Source organism: Shewanella sp. 8A (assembly GCF_023475945.1).
GTDB lineage: Bacteria > Pseudomonadota > Gammaproteobacteria > Enterobacterales > Shewanellaceae > Shewanella > Shewanella xiamenensis.
Genome location: NZ_JAMDJP010000008.1, coordinates 47,413 through 65,416, shown reverse-complemented (window position 1 = coordinate 65,416; position 18,004 = coordinate 47,413). Strand labels below are relative to the sequence as shown.

The 18,004-nt window shown below is 49.5% G+C and carries 9 protein-coding genes; all 9 read right to left on the bottom strand.

The window, feature by feature from the left end; all coding sequences use genetic code 11:
• Window positions 1-129 precede the first annotated feature (129 nt).
• On the bottom strand, window positions 130-2,379 hold the full coding sequence (brxL, locus tag M0413_RS08105) for a protease Lon-related BREX system protein BrxL (protein WP_249553752.1): 2,250 nt from the start codon (window positions 2,377-2,379) through the stop codon (window positions 130-132).
• 87 nt (window positions 2,380-2,466) lie between these two features.
• Window positions 2,467-5,151, bottom strand: a complete 2,685-nt coding sequence (gene pglZ / locus M0413_RS08100; RefSeq protein ID WP_249553750.1) for a BREX-1 system phosphatase PglZ type A — start codon at window positions 5,149-5,151, stop codon at window positions 2,467-2,469.
• Between the two features lie 37 nt (window positions 5,152-5,188).
• Window positions 5,189-6,424: a hypothetical protein gene (locus M0413_RS08095; protein ID WP_249553748.1), complete on the bottom strand. Its 1,236-nt coding sequence runs from the start codon at window positions 6,422-6,424 to the stop codon at window positions 5,189-5,191.
• A gap of 90 nt (window positions 6,425-6,514) precedes the next feature.
• Entirely contained in the window at window positions 6,515-8,317 is a 1,803-nt protein-coding gene (gene pglX / locus M0413_RS08090) for a BREX-1 system adenine-specific DNA-methyltransferase PglX (RefSeq protein WP_249553746.1), read from the bottom strand.
• Window positions 8,314-9,000 (bottom strand): hypothetical protein, encoded by a 687-nt coding sequence (locus tag M0413_RS08085; RefSeq protein WP_249553744.1) that lies wholly within the window; start codon window positions 8,998-9,000, stop codon window positions 8,314-8,316. Before M0413_RS08085 ends, pglX (M0413_RS08090) begins: the two co-directional genes overlap by 4 nt.
• Window positions 9,001-9,002: 2 nt before the next feature.
• On the bottom strand, window positions 9,003-12,023 hold the full coding sequence (locus M0413_RS08080) for a reverse transcriptase domain-containing protein (RefSeq protein ID WP_249553742.1): 3,021 nt from the start codon (window positions 12,021-12,023) through the stop codon (window positions 9,003-9,005).
• The gene (locus M0413_RS08075; protein ID WP_249553740.1) at window positions 12,020-12,184 is read right to left on the bottom strand and encodes a BREX-1 system adenine-specific DNA-methyltransferase PglX; all 165 of its coding nucleotides are present in this window, start codon (window positions 12,182-12,184) and stop codon (window positions 12,020-12,022) included. Before M0413_RS08075 ends, M0413_RS08080 begins: the two co-directional genes overlap by 4 nt.
• 2 nt (window positions 12,185-12,186) lie before the next feature.
• Complete coding sequence (gene pglX, locus M0413_RS08070; RefSeq protein WP_249553738.1) at window positions 12,187-14,130, bottom strand: BREX-1 system adenine-specific DNA-methyltransferase PglX; 1,944 nt, start codon at window positions 14,128-14,130, stop codon at window positions 12,187-12,189.
• A gap of 65 nt (window positions 14,131-14,195) precedes the next feature.
• Window positions 14,196-18,002 carry a BREX system P-loop protein BrxC gene (gene brxC, locus M0413_RS08065; RefSeq protein ID WP_249553736.1) on the bottom strand — a complete coding sequence of 1,269 codons (3,807 nt, stop codon included), beginning with the start codon at window positions 18,000-18,002 and terminating at the stop codon, window positions 14,196-14,198.
• Between the last annotated feature and the right edge of the window lie 2 nt (window positions 18,003-18,004).

Genomic DNA, 18,004 nt, shown 5'->3' with positions numbered 1-18,004 from the left:
CTTGTTAACGCGATAGACGAAGCCAATGAAGATCTTTTAAACATGACAGACCCCAGGCCTAGTTTGACAATCTGAGATATAAGAACCTAAAGATTATCTGTCTTATCTGGTCGGCATCACCTCAAATGGCTAATTCACTCCCAGTGCTTTATAAACTGCATCCACAGGATCGGCATAAAAGCTGATTTGAAACTTGGAGAAGATCTCCGCCGGTACGGTTGGAATATCCGAGGCGGAGGCCATGGGCAGTAATACTCGCTTGCCGCCGCTGTCCATGGCCAACTGTAAACTGCCTGCCAGATCTTCTACCGGATTGACCACACCACCGAGCGTCATGTCCCCAAGAACCACCATTTGCTCCTGCACAGGTTTGCTCATCAAGATGGAACAAAATGCCACCAGCGCAGCAAGGCTGGTTTTAGTGCTTGGGCCTGAGTTGTGAAGCTCTACGACATGAAGATGGTATTCATGCTCTGAAAACTTAGCGGTGGCACTAATTCGATTCAGGTTACCCTTAAAGTAATCAAACCCGACTCGAATGGCTTCCTTTGCAGGCGTATTTGAGCCAAGGCCTGAGGTTGAGTGCCTGCCATTACCTGGCGTCATTTGAGTTTCAAAACGATAAAGCCCCAGTTGACCCGTGCCCCCTTTCGTCACCATATGCACTACACCAGGTTTACCCAACCCTTCGGGGATCAGCTGGCTGCCGCCCTGCTCTGGTACATTGACAAAAAACTCTTCGAGAGTCTGATTATCAAGGTAACTAAAATGCACATCAAAAAACTCCATCCCGCCGAGTTTCTTGAGCTGCTCCTTGATACGCCGACGTAGCTCCAGTGCGTAGGTCAAACAACGGCGCACATCTTCTTTATCAAATACACCATGGGGATGCAGCAGCTTCAATAATCCAGACACAGTACGACGCACGGCAATCACATCGCGCTGGTTCAAGTTATTACCTAACTTAAAATAGCGATCAATGGCATCAGAAAAACTACGTTTACGCATCTCGCGCATATATTCAGCAAGGTAATCGGTGATCAGGCCATAGCTGTTGGTAAAAAACTCCGGCCGCATCTTGGGAATATCCCAACCGGGAATATAGGCATGAAAACGATCAAAGAAGGCCGTGTCGATCATTGCCTCCGGGAACGGCGCCAGCAGATGGCTGGTCTTGACCAGGGTTTCGACACTCTGGTTGATATTGCCAACAAACACCATCGACGCTTTCGCCTCAATCGAATCACGACCGCGGGAGAAGGAGCCCGACGCCATGTAATCCTTCATGATTTGCACGCCGTCTTTATCTTTAAAAGTGATCCCCGCCACCTCGTCAAAAGCCACCACATCCCACATGCCCACTAAGCCGACTTGTCGAGAACTCATGTTATAAAACAAATTGGCAACCGTGGTTTGCCCGCCGGAAACTAACAGGGAGTTGGGCGAGCACTCCTTATACACATGACTTTTACCTGTACCACGGGGGCCGAGCTCACACACGTTATAGTTGTTTTCAACAAAGGGGATCATCCGCGTCAATAAATGCCACTTAACCCGTTGCTTTAGGTTCGTGGGTTCCATACCTATGGAGCGAATGAGCACATCTAGCCACTGATCGGTTGAAAACTTCGCGCGAGCGGCAAACAGCTCCTCCATATCCATCGACGGCATTTGAATGGGCTTGAGCATAGCCACTGAAAACGGTGAGGTTTTTTGGCCTTCTTCATAAAAATAATTGAGGGTGATGATGCACCAGATCCCACCCGTCAGCAGCTTCTCATTCTGCTTAACAATGTTCGATGGGATCACCGCATCCTTAATGCCTAGGTTGGATAACTGCGCCTCGTAGACATCCTTTTTCTGGTTGAGTTTTACCCCCACCTTATCAATCACCTTAAAGCTACCACGCTCGCGGATCAGCGATTTAACCTTTTCAGCCTCGTCGGGACGCACGTAGTTTTCCGCCAAGATCTTCTTAACGTTTTCAAGTCCCTCGCGCACCACCTCATCATCGTCAGAGGCGCAGTACATCCCAAGCAAGTACTCCAACACATACACTGGCACGTTAGCGCCCTCTTTTAATTGCTTGGTTAGGTCTTTACGAACCACTTTACCCTTAAAAAAACGATTAAGGCGAGTATCGAGATCTGCCGAATTCAGTTCAGCAATTTCATCCGCTGCCGATTTCGGCGCCCCAATACTGGGCATTGCCTCTGGATCTTGTGTATGTTGCCCATCGAGGCCAGCGGCGCCGCTCTGATACACATCCATTTGCTGGATCACCACATTATTGGTCACATGGGTAACAGATACAGGCTCTGCTTGATCGGCCTTACCTAAAAACTCGCCGTCAGGATTGTGATTTTCAAGTGTCGACATGCCGTTCACCTTGCGGGCACTAACTGCCCTGTTGTTAATTTTTATATATCAATAAGATATTAGTGATTGATTGGTTTTTAATTGACCTTAAAAACCAAAATCATTACTAAAAGCCAAGTCAATGGTCACAGGGTAACGGGCAAGTTCAATGCCCTCATCATCATCGGTGATCACTAACTGATAATGCACCTTACGGTCATACTGCTGGCCAGTTAACTTAAGTCTCACGTCCTGAACTCGTTCATCGAGGCTTGAAGATGTAGACTCAAACATCACCCGTTCGATAGCCGACACGTTTAAACCTGTGTCATCCACAAGACCAAAGCGCACATTGCGTGGTATAAACTTTTCACCCACGGCATCTGTTTGTAAAAAGCGAACTTTATCAATGGCATTCACCAACTTAATGGGTTGATGCGCAGGCACAACACCCACTTTTTGCTTTTCATTTTGCTGTAACTTTTTACCACGCAGCTCCTGCACCTCAACAATAGGCACACAAATTTCTTGTAACATAGCGCCACCGTGGACAAAACGCGCCCCACCGACAAAATGGAATCGGCTTACGCCGCGCGGTAGATAACATTCCATATTAGTGGTGCCACCAATAATCTGTGCCAACCGGCCATGCCAAACCTCATCGTTTTGTGGCAAATTGCGCCCCAGTAAATAGCGTTTTTTGGCTTCAACCGTGCCAGCGGGCTCATGCAGTAAGCCTGACTTAACTGCAGCTTCTGGGCTTGCCTGCTGGAACAAAAAGCCATGGTCAGCCGTCACCAGCACTCGGGTCACCCCTAAACCATTAATCACTTTTGTCACCAGCGCTTGCAGTTCCTCAATCGCTTTACGCACTGCGCTAAAGGTTTGGTGTTCCGTTGCCGCTTTATCGCCAATCGCATCAATCACATCGTGATAAATGTAAATCACATTGGCCTCACCCACAGCTTCAACGGCCTGAGCACGGGTCCAACCAAGCAGATCCTTGGCAGAAATAGCCAGCCCGCCAACGCTGGCCAAAATACTGCCGCGATTAGCCAGCCCAGCACTGCTTTTACCATCCACCAGTACCGTAGTACCGTCGCTTGTATAGTCTAATTGCTTATGGGGTAACAATGCTGCCATCCCAAGCTGAGTGTAACTGGGCAGTACCCCCAGCTGGCTTTTAAGTTGCGCCGTAAAGCGTTTGGCTTGATTAATCTCGCTCTGCAGCTCATGGGCCACTTCGTAGCGCAGCGCATCACTGATAATCACAAACTGGCGGCGAACCCCTGGTTGCGCCAAACGGGTGCGGACCGAGGTTTCAAAAAAGTGCTGCTGCGAGGGAATACCCAACTGCCAGTGATCGAGGCGCTGCTCTTTGGCAAGTAGCCCATCCCAGCACAGTCCCAGCTGGTACAAATACCAATTCACATACAGGTCTTCAATCGCGGCATCGAGGCTGGCGAGGATCTCCACCGCCTGCCCCTGCAACTCATCTACCGCCTCGTTAAATAATCGATAGGAGGCATCAAACAGAAACAGTTCTTTCTCGTAGGCCAAATACATGGCCTGAGCGCTAGGGTAATGGAAGCCATCCACAAAGCGCCGTCTTAACTCAAACAGCTGCTCTGCATGGCTAAGTGCTTGGTATAAATAGCGGTATTTAGGTGTGCTTCGCGCCCAGTACATTTGGCGACGGCGCGACAGTAACATGGCAAAATCGGCTCGAGAAAACGCCAATCCCCCCGCCTGCAAATCCTCCACTAACGCCCGAATCAGCCATTGTTCGACCGCTTCAAAGGTTTCTACCGCCAGCAACTGCGAGGTGTCTAAGGTCGTTAAACGGTTACTCAGCTCTAACTGCTTAGCGATCTTCGCCGACAATTGGCGGTAATCCTCACTATAGCGGCTCGAATCTCGCCATAAGCCTAGCAAAGTCATGGCATTGGCGCGTCCCGATGGGTTAGCCAGCAGTTGGCCTTTCATCCATTGTGGCCGTGCGCCGTCCATCAGCTCATAACACTCGCTCACCAGCATTCGGCGCAGTAAGTCATTCAGGCTTGGCGTTGCCGTGTCATCCGTCACGCCAAGGTAATCAAAATGCTCCGCCATCAGTGCCCAAAAGCTTATCAGCACACAATGCTTTTCAAGCAGGGCCAACTCTTTCTCAATGGCCGATGAATCTTCATCCACCATCAGGCTGCCCAGCGTCATCAGCATATCTGGGTAATTGGGCTTACACCCCAGCAGCACACTGATGATTTTCATGTCCAGCGATAATGGCGTTTCTTGGCCGCTACGGCCATCCACTCTGGCCTTTAAGGTTTTAAGCCGCTCTTGGCTGGCAAAAAAAATCTGCCGCGCCGCAATGTGCTCCCGCAGTGACATATCATGCAGCCCAAGCTCATTTAAAATGATCGACGCCGCATCGGCATAAAAGGTCTCGCTGTAGCAGCGCATATCCAGCAGCCAATCCTCGGCAGCAACGGGCTCAGCACTCGGCCAATACAGCAAAAACGCCTGTGGCTGTGCTTGTGCCTGTGAAAATGAAGATGGCTGTTGGTGCAAATCCTGCGAATTCTGTAACGCCGATACATTCGACAAGTCAATCCGGCAGCGCACCGCCAGCTGTGACTCCTCGGCCATATTCAGCACACACACAGGTGCATCTTGATGCCACAGCGACAACTCGTTAAGCACCGCGGTAAAGCTCTGGTCAGGATCGTGCCAAAACACAATCCGGCTGGCTTCGAATTTTTTGTTTAAACCCGTTTGTAACTGGGTAATATCCATTTTAAATCCAATAGTTTACTGTAAAACTGCTAACGCGTTAAAGACCAGAATCATCGACTTGTTTAATTTCCGTATCACAAGCCTCTTTATTGGAAAAACTGTATTCCAATGCTAAATACCCAGAACTCGAAGACTCGGCTTGTGCTAACAATCCAATTGATGAAAGATCATTGGGCAGTGGTTTTTTATCACCTTTCCAAACAGACAATAAGTATCGATCAGCCTTTAGTAACCCCATCATCCAATCCTGAGGATCTTTCCAAATAGATGCTGGCATTAAAAAGTCAGTACGCTCATGCACGCCATAGCGTTTATCTAACTTAGTCTCAAACTCATCGAACGCCCCTTTTAGCTGCATTCCATAACTATTAGAGGCAACGCTTTTTCCAATCCCTTTAATCCAACATAAACCTGATTTTTCGCCTATTTTAACAACATAAGATTCAAATTGATCATGCGGAATAGGTGGTTTATCCAAAAAATAGAGCCCCGTCTTAGCCTGAGTTAATCGCCCATTAAACATCTCTTTAGTCATCCCCATGGCTAAACCAAAAGGTCCATCTGCGACCAACATAGCTTGCTCATGGGAAGATTGAGCCTCTGGGATTTGAGCATTGGCCTGTGCGGTATCAGGGAGCGGCGAAGCTACCGCACCAGAGCTATTTGCACCAGAGCTATCCGCACCATAATTGCCCGCGACCGAACCCGATGAAGAAGTTGAAGATGCACTTTTGGCAATATTCTCCGCTGGGGTGAATGGCGCAAAACTCAAGCCATATTTAGCCACCAAATATTGCTGCTCTAACATCGCCAACGTTTGCTCCTGCGTTGCCACAGTAGAAAGACTCAATGCCGCAACTAAACCACCGCTATAGCGGCTGGCATTTTCCTTTGCAACGGTCAATTGCGCTTTTGCTTGGTCAATCTCTGACAATAATGCAGTTGCTCGCTCAATTGACGGCTGAGTAACAGGCACGGTAATGGTGACCTTAGCCCCAGACTCAATCGCTTGAATACGTTGATTCACAATATCGCGGGTTAACTTAAGTGTCTCAAGCCGAGCTTGTTTAATATTCTTAATCAATCCACCTGAGTACTGCGCTAGTTCTGTGGTTTCTATGCCGATTTCAGTGTCTACCTTCTGTAATTCCTGTTTTAGGCCACTTACTTGCTGCTGTTCCTCTGGTGTCAGCTTTTTTTGCATATCACATGCACTTAACAGCACCAGTGACAATAACACCATACCCACAGTCTTACATTTTAACCCACTCATATCGCTTCCTTTTTGGTGATTTTCCTTGGAGATAACACATTCTGTTTAATACTCAACGCATAGCAAACTGTCGCCTTAACGCTAAACACATCACTCGCCCTTATCGCCGGTGATGGCTTTGACGTCACTGAGCAGGGTGCCGAACTTGCCGTAGTTCACTTTGACCCCGTCATCGAGATCCAGGGTGATGCGCATATCGGCGTGGTGTTTAAGCTGGTCATCAAAGGCGCGCAGTTCACTGAGCTGCTTGGTGAGGCTGTCGATCTCTTTGGCGATGCGCTTAGCCTCCGCGGTGCTGGCTTCGGTTTGCTCCATGCGCTTACGCTCAATGCGACTTGCCATTTGCCCCAGCAGCGGAGTGACGTATTCGGTGCGCATCCGTGGCAGCGTGGACTCGTTATAACGATGCAGATAGACCAGACACTCGAAGGCCTTCTCCTTGCCCGAGCTAAAGAGCCAGTAGATGGGGCGCTTCTTGTAGGTCTTCAAATGGTCTTTAAAGAACTGGTTCGAGAGGTAGCGGCGGATAGTCTCGCGGGCGGTTTCGCCGCCCTTTTTCACCGGCTTGATGGCGTAAAGATTAAGGCTTTCGGCAATAAAGTTAAGGTTTTCCTCGAGCAGCTCTTTGCCCCACACGCTGGCGACAAACTGCTCGATGCGCGCCGCCACATCGTCGGCAAACCAGTTTTCGCTGGTTAACGGCAAGATGCCATCGTCATCGGCGGCAAAGGTGGCATAGGCCCCCTCCTCTACCAACGCCTTAAAGCCCTCATTACCGGCATGAGCGTAGACCAGCCCGTCGCGATCCAGAGAATAGCGGCCCATCATGCAGCCAATGCCGTAGGAAATCAGTTCGCTGATGGTGTCGGACTGCAAGCGCGCCTCACGCTCGTCATCGGTGAGATTTTCGCCATAGCGGTAGTGGGCGTTGCAGGTCAGGGTGATTTCGCTTAAGGGTACTTCGGGCGTCAGCTCATCCTGCAGGCCATAAGCATCAATAAAAATACGGTTGTTTTCCTCTTCCAGACGCTGCACTTTCTGAATAGTTAAAATCCATTTAGTGACTAATTTTTGATAGATGATTTTAAGCGTAGAAGTCTTATTATCTATCCCTAACAAATAATGCTTAGAAAAGCCCCATGACATCTCATTTGAATCCCAGTCATTTCTCGCCTCAAAAACCAATGTATCAATGAATATTAACTTGCGTTCTATTTCTATAAGCGGAAGTCGAGAAACAACCCCACCATTGAAATCTAAAGTAGGTGACATTGCTGCTAGAAAATAACGTGAAACCTTTGAGTTTAAAAATCCAAGCAGATGATTTGCATCTAACTCATTATTTGGAAAAAGCATTTGTCCTTTCGTATCAAACAAAAAACCACAACCATTCGAACGTAGAGAGAAATCCGCAGACGATAATGAAGACCATGTCAAACCATTTTGAAAATAATAATCTTGGTTCCAACACTTTGAATTATTGGCCGTAATTTTTCCTGACAATAGGTCTGCTTTCTTTTTTTCTTTTATATCTGAACCATCGTTTTCCCAGTTAATTACATACTCTTTATTTCCGTGCCACTTTCTGAAACCACCGCCCTTGTTATGCGGGAACCATTTCCCCTGAGAATGCGCGGATTCTTCACGAGACTTACAATTAGGTACAAATTTACTCGAGCACACTTCATACCAATATCTTAAAAAAGTATCATTATCCCCAGTTTGCAAGCCAGCTCTAAAAACTGCTTTTTCACTTAAGGGGGAATTGCTAAATGCTGCTATCGATTTCTCACTAATCCAATACGCAACAGGACGCCCTGGGATCTTGGCAAAATCCGCTGCCGAGGCGCGGTAAAAGTGTTGTTGTATGTCGTTATTCTGTTGCTGGCTCATTGGGCCACCTCATGTTTTAAATCGGGTTGTATACTGGTGTTCACCAACTGTTGTAGTTGCGCTAACAAATCAAAAAAATACTCAAAAACGGGCCGTAACTGCGCCATGGTTGCGTCATCGACTTGACCATTGGTATGCACCAGCGCATTGCGGCGGTTACGGACGGTAGTTTTGCCACTCAAGCTGATCCCCTCAGGTAATGCCTTTTCTGTGGTGCCCAATAAATAATCCAACAGCGCTATATCAATGTCCTGTGCCAACAATTCAAGCGCTGACTTAATTACAGCGAGATCCAGTTGACGACTAACGCTTTTAGCATGGTCATTGAAGATGCTCTGCAATGGGCCAATCATAGAGGGCAACGCCTTAGCAGAAAGCGTTTGCGCCTGTGCATCTGCTTCTTTTTTAGAAGAAAAAGTGAGATGAGGCTGTAATGCACGTTTAAGCTCTGGCTGGAGTTTCTTCAGCGCAGCCTGAGTTTCTTTGGTGTATTTGTAGATACACATCAGCTCTTTGGCTGCTACTTCGGTAACGATCCACAGGTGCAGAAAAGCAGCCGTAGTAAACCCCGCCTCTTGTAGCGTTTGTGCATGCTGCCGCTCAGCTTGAATGTGCGCCACTTTCAACGCGTCATTCGCTGCAATCTCAGAGAGCATCAGCTGTTTATGGGTTGGCAGTGTCATTATTAATTTCCTGATCTCGGTGATGTTTTACGGCTGTAGTCAATATCAAATCCATCAGGGACGGGTTTAAATGGCTTTGCAGGTGAGCGGTGACAGCTTTGGAATTCGCGCAGCGCCTGCACATCGATTTCACCGATGACACAGTAGTCATTAATGCCACCTTTAACTCGCAGCACATCCCGCAACCAACTGTCTTTGTAAGGCGCTCGAATACGGCTATCACCGTATTGCCGATCGTTACATTGAATGACATAGGCGTGAATATCCAAGGCAGCGGATTCAACCAGCGCATTAAAGGTTTCGGTGTCCTGATTCCACTCGGGCACAAACAGCGCATCGACCTTGCCACGCAAGGCGGCTCGGTAGCTGATGTTGGTCAGTTCACTGCAAATCAACAACGCAAAGCGAAAATCGCCATGTTGAATGATTGGCGGTATTTTCCACACTTTATCAGGTTTCATTTCCAAGCCTGCCAAGCGTTGCAGCTCTTGCTCTTCATGCAATGCTGGGCGTTGCTTGTCTTGGCGGTAGATCATTAGCGAGGGAAAACCCAAGCCATTATGTGACAAGGCTGCCCACACTTGATTGCTGACCCGTTTTTTTGGGGCATGCAAATACTCTATGCCTGTTATCAGTGAGATCCCCCGCCCCTGTAACTTACGGGCGATACGGATAAACCAGTGCGCAGGCAAGGCCAGTTCCGGCAAAATCAGGTAGCGGCTTTGCAACGGCAGTGCGATAACGCCATCAAGCAATCGACACAGGCGCGCATAGCGCTCGGCATCTGGGTCTGGCATGCGCATCACTGATGCCGTCCAACTCGCCATTTGGGTTTTCCAACTCGTTACTGCAATGCCCTGCTTGTGCTGCGGTTTGCCATCAGGGATCTGCAGTACGCCTTGCTTGTCGAAGCATGGCGCTGCCTTGCCCAGTTTAAAACCGCGTACGGCAAGCACAACTGCTTGCATGGCCTTGCGAGCTGCCGAGTCGTAGGCGGCTTTATTCAGGATGAACAGCTCAGGCAGGTTATAGGGCCGGGTGGCGAATAGCAGCCCGTGGGGCAAGCCTTGGCAGCGGATCCACCTTGCTAGCTGTTGACTGCCATCGAGCACGGCATCAGGAAGTAACTCGGCAGCATGATCGCAATGTACCACCGATTTCTTAGCCGGAATACCGCGTTGAGCCACCATTTCCTTGGGTAAACCGATAAAACGAAATGGCATATGTGCCAGATCGAATGAAAAAAGACGTGCCTGCTGTGCTTGGAAAGCGTTTGGTGATAGATACCAGTCCAGCAATGCATCAAAGTCCAACGTCGGCAGATAGTCGGCCATGTGAGCTTGCCAAGCTGCCTTGCCCTCCTTGGATAGCCGAGGCGGGATTGCCGCGCTGATACTTTCACGGACGGTGGTGTAAATCTGCTTTTGCCAGCGAGTCATTAACTCATTGGCAGGTGGTAGGTTCCCGGTCGAACAGGCTTTAATGCCAAGCTCGCAGTGTTGTGTCAGCTGGGTGCAAAGTTGTTCCAGCGCTCGCAAAATCCTGCGCAGCGCGTCAAAGTCTTCACAGGCTGTCGCCAGCCTGATAACACGAGGCAGGTAGACTGCGAGATCGAAAAACTGCGGTAACACTAGTACATGCTGAACAAAAGCACGGAAAAAGGCTTGGCGATGCGCGTGCCAAGCTATTGGAGGTAAATCGCGCTCGTAGGCTTCAAAGTCGCGAAGTTTAATGGCAAAACCTGCCCTACGCATGGTCAGAGCATCGGTTTTACGCAGATTGTCGGCAGCTTCGCCATCGCTTTGCGTGGCAGCCAGTAAGTCGGTACCTACATGACTGGCCGAACGCGGCAAACGAGGCATTGCGCGCCATTCGCTCGCACGTTCGTGGATCTGGTGGGCAATCGCGTCCACCAAGGTCTTGCCCGGTTCACCCGCCAACATAAATACTTTGTTCTTGCCATTGGCAAAACGAATATTGCTGTCACTCAGGTATGCGGGTTGGAAACAAATTTGCTTACTTTCTTCGCCCGCTACCCAACTCAACTTACCGTTGGAGCGTGCAAACACCCATTCCCATAACTCGCTGGTGGAACGAAAGCCTGCACCGTTCTCCATGACCAGAAGAATGTCGTCCACATAGCGTCCGTAATACAAGGGCACCAGTTGTTGCTCAACGACTCTATCCAGCTCAGTTAGGGCAACATTCGCCACCACAGCTGATGCTGGCAACCCAACCGGCAGTCCCTTCTTAAGCGGTGTGGATGCGGCCCACGCTTGTAATGCCTTAATAAACAGTCTGTGGAGCTTGGTCTGCTCCGCATTCAGTTCCAATCCCATGACATCAGTCACGAATGCCGCGTCAAGCATAAAGTTAGGATTAAGCTCGTGATAAAACGAACTGACATCTGCAGTCAGGGCAACTACCTTCTTATCATCATGCAGAGCGACGCGCATGGCCTCGATACCTTGGTCACGCCAGTCGCGGAAGGGCTTGAGGTACGGCTGAAATGTGCCGAGCGAGAACGGATTAATACTTTTGCCATCTTGGGTACGACGCAAACGATTGCCGTAGGCACATGGGGTTAGCTTGGCATCAAATAGATGACCGACCTCCAACATCCATAGTGTAGACAGTACATGAAAGTCCAGGCTGCATAGCGCCATCACTCTAAACTCAGCCTTTAGCTTGATCGAAGCATTGCTGTTAGCAAGCAGAGTACATATATGTGTCCATTCTTCGGCCGGTGAGGAGAATATCAGACCGTTACCATGGTCTTTGCAATAGTCCTTCCAGTCAGACATGTCTACCGACTTGGTGGCCAAGGACCAACCCCCAATAAATTCTGGTTCAGTTACCCAAGACTCATCATCACCCTGCAATTTAGCCAGTAAACCACTGAGCTTGTCGTGCAACGCTTCTTCATAATCGGCAATCATGTCTAAAGAGGCATGAGACGAGTAATACAAATCTACCTTGGCCTTACGGTAGGCAAGACCCAAGCCCTGCAGCGTGTAGTTCATGCCGATGCCTCTTTGAACATCGTCGCCTTTTCTGCTTCGCTGTTGCCATCCACTAAGCGGAAATAAGCGCCTTGATAGGTGGGCAGATGGGGCTGGGCCAGCACAAATGCGGTGGTAGAGACCACTTCGCCACCGATGCTGTTTATGGTTTGTTGTGACATCACTATTTCCCTACCGCATTGGCGGCCTGAATAATCTCCAACGCGCGCGGCCCTTGTTGATCCGCCCCACGGAAATCGGACAATCGCACATAACCGCCTTTAAAGTGCGGATTATGGGCATTTTCCAGGGTAAAGGTACAGATAGGCACGGTTGCACCATCAAAGCCCGAGTATTCCAATTGGATCAGCGAGGTGATTGTTTTCTCGTTAATGATGTAATTTCTCAGTTCTTCATAACTGGAGATAAACATCCACACAAACGGCGTCATAAACCCAAGCTGACCGCGCGGTTTTGCCAGATCCAGATTGCGCACGATAAAGGCGGAGAAAAGATCTTTTTCATAGCCCTTAAAGTTAGCCTTCAAATAATCCTTCACCACCGGAATATGGAACTTGCTGCCCATGTAGGGCGGGTTGGCAATCACGGCATCATAACGCTTGGCGAGGACGCTGGCCTGCTGGAGCAGCGGCAGCAACGCCCGGGCGGCCGGTTTTTGCATGGCATCACCGCTGAGGCTTAAGCTGTGCAGGGTGGCGATGAGCTCGGCGATGGCCTCGGCCTTATCGGCTGGCACCGTAATCAAGGATCCTAAGGTTTTGGCATCACTAAAGCGCTGCTGTAAATCCTCAAGCAGCGTTAGCCGTGCATCGCTGCTTGCAAGGGTTGTCGGGGCACTGGCAAAGAGGTCCTGCACCTGCCCCCTATCCCAGTCGGCATTCAGGTTTAGTGCTTGCCACAGCTTAGGGATATTGAGGGCTCGGCTCTCCTGCAGAGCATGAATATTGAGCTGGATTTCACGAGAAAAGAGCCGGCGATCATCCTGACGGGCGCGCATGATAAGCGCGAATCCTGCTAATTGCGCGGCGCGGTCATCAATATCGAGGCCATAGAGGTTGTGGCTGAGGATAAGCTCGGGGATCTCGCGGCTGCGGTAACTGCGCTCTTCGTAAATGCGATAAAGGATGTTATAGGCTTCGACCAGAATATGGCCGGAGCCACAGGCAGGGTCCAGCACTGTGATGGATTCGGGCTCAATGCTGGTGGGCGTTAATCTTGCCAGCTCGGCCAGCACTTCGGCGGGCTGCTCGCCCGGCGCCACATAGTAGGGCATATCGCCAGCCAAGGGCGAACCTGGGTAAGTTTGCAGCCAGTAGCGCCCTAGCGAGTTTTGCACCAGATACTGCACAATCCAGTTGGGGGTAAACAGCTGGGTGGCGGCGGGAATATCGGCGGATTTAACGACTTTGCCGATGACCTCATCTTTTTTATCGCTGATATAAAACTGATACAGCCAGCCGATAACCTCCACCTGCTGCCAATCGGCCTCGGGGATGGCGTCTATCAATTCGCGCCAAAAGGCATCGGTACGGGTGAGGCCAAGTGGCAACAGCAGCTCGGTTTCATCGTCGATGGCCTCAAACAAAAACGGCATGGCGCCATGTAAGCGGTGGCACTGGCCGAGCAGCAATTCACGGAACAAGGTCTCTTGCTGATTACCGGCCAGCAGTAAGTCGAGCAGCGCAGGTTTATCAAGCGCAACGCCTTCGCTGATTAACGAGTCGATCACCTCGGTGGCGCGATCCAGCACTTCGAAGCCTTGGGGCTGGCTGGGGTGCGATAAGATACGCACGCCGTGCTCAAGATAGCCCTCTTCGCTTTTGAGCTCCATAAAACGGATAGCGCAAAAACGGTTAAACCAGGTGTAGGCCATCTGCTCGATCACGGCGCTAAAGCCCTCATCGGCAATCCGCTGGCTCAAGCGCTTGAGCGGCGTGCTGTAGCGGGCCGAATGGGTGTAACCCGCGACCTGCAGCACATCGCCACTGATGCTGGGCGCTGTGATGCCCTTGGCGGTTAAGCCAAACTCCCCGGCCCGCGCCTCGATGGCCTTGATAAACGCAGTGCGGGCCCGAGGCGCGACTTTTTTAAGGTTATTGGTGTTCATATTTCATCCATTACAAGGAACCGTCACAGGGGATCCGTTATGAGCTATCCGTTATGAGCTATCCGTTACTTAATCCGTACCCGCTTACCAGCGCTGATGGCATCGTTTAAGCGGCTGCGCAGCTTATCAAGATAAGCTTCGATATCGTCTCGAGTTTCAATAAACATATGACTGGCACCTAACAGCTCGGTGGGCGAGACTATTTCAATCGGCTTGGCGACAGGGGCCGCGGGTTTAACGGGCTGTGGTGTAACAGGCTCTGGTTTAACAGGCACAGGTTTAACTGACGGCGGTGTCACGGTTGAACCCGACGGCGCCATTGCTACTGTGCCAGTGGTTGCTGTGCCTATTGCAGCGCCGCCCGCTGCGACCTGTGCGCCTGGCTCAGTGACCGTTGAGCCCTGCTGCGCTTGCGCCTGCTTTAACTGTGCCTGGTCTAACTGCGCCTGCTGCGCAGCGCTGTACGTGTTGATGATCTCAATGACATCATCTTCGAGTTCATCGGCTTGTTTCTCAAAACTCAACATTTCATGCAGCGAGTGGCTTTGGGCGACCTTTTGTTTTAGGTCTTCAAAGGGATGCAGGGCGCGATTGCAAAGCTCATCCGGTAAACCTGCCAGTAAACTGACACAACTTTGCTTAACGGTATCAATGCTAACCACTGCGGCGTAACGGCGAGTCTCGATCAAGCGCTGATTGACGCGTTTTAGGGTATCAATGTGAGTTGCGACCGTACGCAGCTTAGCGTAGGGCGCGGCCGCCTTGACGATAAGCTCAAGCTCATTGAAGGCATTGACGGCTTCGGTATCTTGTTCCAAGGCATGGCGGTTAGCGGCAAATTGCTCGCCTATCGCGCGCTTGAGCTGTTGCCAAGTCTCAAATTGGCGGGTAAAGAACTCTTCGACTTCTTCAAAGTCCTCGGCAAAGTCTTGCAGATCATTGCTGTGGCTTTGTAATTGTTCGATTAGGCTAAAACTGTTGTTTTGCTGCTCCAGCAAGGTAGCCACTAAACGGGTGCCCTGCTCTAATACCGTTTTGCCGGGGCAATCGGATAAATTGGCTTTTTGGGTGAAGTCTCTGAGCAGCGCCTGCCAGCTGTTAAGTTCTTCCAACAGTTTTTTGGCTAGTTCTTTTTCGCTCACATCAAAGGGTTTGTTAAAAATCTCTTTGGCAAGCTTTGCCGCTTTGCTAATTTGCAGCTCGGAGTGTTGCCTCACGCGCCGTAGACGCAAGGTGGCAAAACTGCGAACTGAGGTAAATTGCTCATAACTGCGTTTAAGGGGTAAATCCCCCGCAGGCGTTGACAGCGCCACCTTACCTTGCAGTACTAGGTACGCAAGTTGCAGTATCACTTCGTCACGGTTCCAGCCAAAAGGACGGCCAGTAAATCGCTCCAGCATATCCTTTAAATACACTGGCTTATTGGCTGAATCTGCCACATCCAAGAAAAGCGCAATTTCTTGCTTAGCGCCCGCATTAGGATCTTGCTCACCAAGGCCGAGATTGAGCTGAGCCAGATCATCGGCGGTGACGACGGCCTTAAGCTCTTGCAATGGTGCGTTGCCTGAATTTTTAAGCAAGTTAAGTTTTTGGAATGAGTTTTCAATTACATAGGCAAAACACTCGTCAATAATGCTCACCACATTGGCGGCTTTAACATTGAGTTCGCTGCCAAGGGCATAGCAAGGCGCTTGCTTAACCAGATCTTCAAAGGCCAAGCTTAAGCGTTTGCGACGACTGGTGTTTTCCATGGCTTTTTCGGCGAGCAATTTTTCTTGCTCTGGGCGCTGGCCGCGGATCCCTGAGAGGAATTTTTCAGTTTTAAGCCAGGTATCAAACTCATCCCAAAGGCGCTTATCGCTGGGTAATCGTAATAGCACACAACCCTGCCCTTCACTACTCATGGCTTTGCAGGCTTGCTCATGGTAAGTGTCATAATTGGCATCCAAGGGGGAAATCACTTTGAGCACTAAATCGGTTTGCAAACTGCCATCAATTGGGTGGCCATTACAGAACCGGCTTAAGGGATAATCTTGTTTATTGACCGGATAACGGTACTGACGCTTGCCGCCGAGGACCTCGTCGAATACCAGTTTCGCCAGTTGGCGGTTTTCTTCAGTAGACTCTACTTGAGTATGTTTGATTTCCTGTTCGATGGCTTTCTCATCATCGGTGAGGAACACATATTCATCACCATTACGGGTGATCAGTAACTGATTTTCCAAACGGTTAAGGCTGGCTTCAATCCGACTTTTTAGGGCTACTTTATCGGTGTCGATTTCTTCAATAGACAGCGTCACCAAATTATCTAAGGTCGATTTAAGAATATCGACATAGCGAATTAAAAACAGCGTTTTTAGAATGCATACATCGTAAGGTTCTAGGGTCTTTTTCTCGGCAGCCTGCTCGAAAATACGTTTGACGTTGGTATCTAGAAACGACTCGATAGCGGGATAAAAGGCATGAAACGGAATGAGCACACCTACGGATTCTTGCATAAATTGCCGCGCAGCATTTTGAAACGCATCTAGCAATGAACGCTCACCGCGGGAGAGGTGCTTACCTGTGGCGCCGACTTTACGGATAGCCTCAAACACCTTCTGCACTAATAAATATTGATAAGGTACAAACGGATAATGGTCGATAAATTGGACATTGTCCTCAAAGCTATTGAGCTCTACCGTGGTATTGCTGTCAAAGGCGAGCTGGTTTTTGAGGATATCGCCCTTTCTTGCATACAAGGCTGCGAGTTCATCTTTGGCTGTTGGACTCTTTTCGAGCAACCTCGCTTGGATCACTTCACTGGTATTGGATGATGAGAGAGAAATCCGTGTATGGAAACGACCTTGAATTTTTGAAAAATCTTGGCCCTTTTTAGCACTGAGATCACCAAGGACAGCATCAATATCTTCCTGCGAGGTAACAATAACCCATGCCCGGCCACCACAGGCGGTGCCAAGATTTTCGGTGATGGTTTGCAGTTTGAGCATCATCTGTGTGTTGCTGCCAATAAACTGGCCTACTTCATCGACTAAAAACAGAATGCGCTTATCGCCACAGCGATCTAAATACTCCCTCACCCATTTAGCAAAGTTGGCGATGTCGAGGGTAAACATCGACTCGAGGTTTTCCATACTCTGTATCGAGGATGCCTCAGACTGCCCTGTGGCATGGGACCAAGCTATGGCCATTTCGTCACGGCAGAAACCATAAGCATCACGCTCATCTTCCCAGTGATCGCCCTTGACCTCAAAAAACTTGTCTTTAAATGCTTGATATTGACCGCGTTCATCGAGCTCGCGCTCAAGGTGCGCAATATGGGGGTGATCGGCGCTGTACCCTAAGCGCTCGTTAAACACTCGCAGAAAGACTTTGAGAATGGCATCTTCTTTATCTTCGGTATCTGCACGACTATCGATGTTGAATAAGATCACATCGGTGTCGCGATTTACTGCGGCGTGGATATCGCTAAACAGCAGGCTGTCGGTGATTTTTGATTTGAAGAACTCTATCGCAGCGCGGGTTTCACCCTTGTTAACGGCCTTTTGATTGCCCAGCAAATAAGACAAAATTTTAATAAAATGCGATTTACCCGAACCAAAGTAACCCGATACCCATATGCCTATTTTACCGGCAACAGCAGGATCATCGGGATTGGCTATACCAGGCAGGTAGGACTCAAAAAAACGGCGCAAGTGACGGTCAAGCTCTCGGGTGACTACATATTCATCCAGTTCGCTCCAAACAATTTGTTCATCGAGCTGATCGGCTTTAACAACGCCATTGATTGGACGGTCTAGCTCTTTGTTGAATAAGTCTTTTAATTGCATAATGTCTTCCCGAAAATGACGGCTCAGATTTTTATCTGGCATTC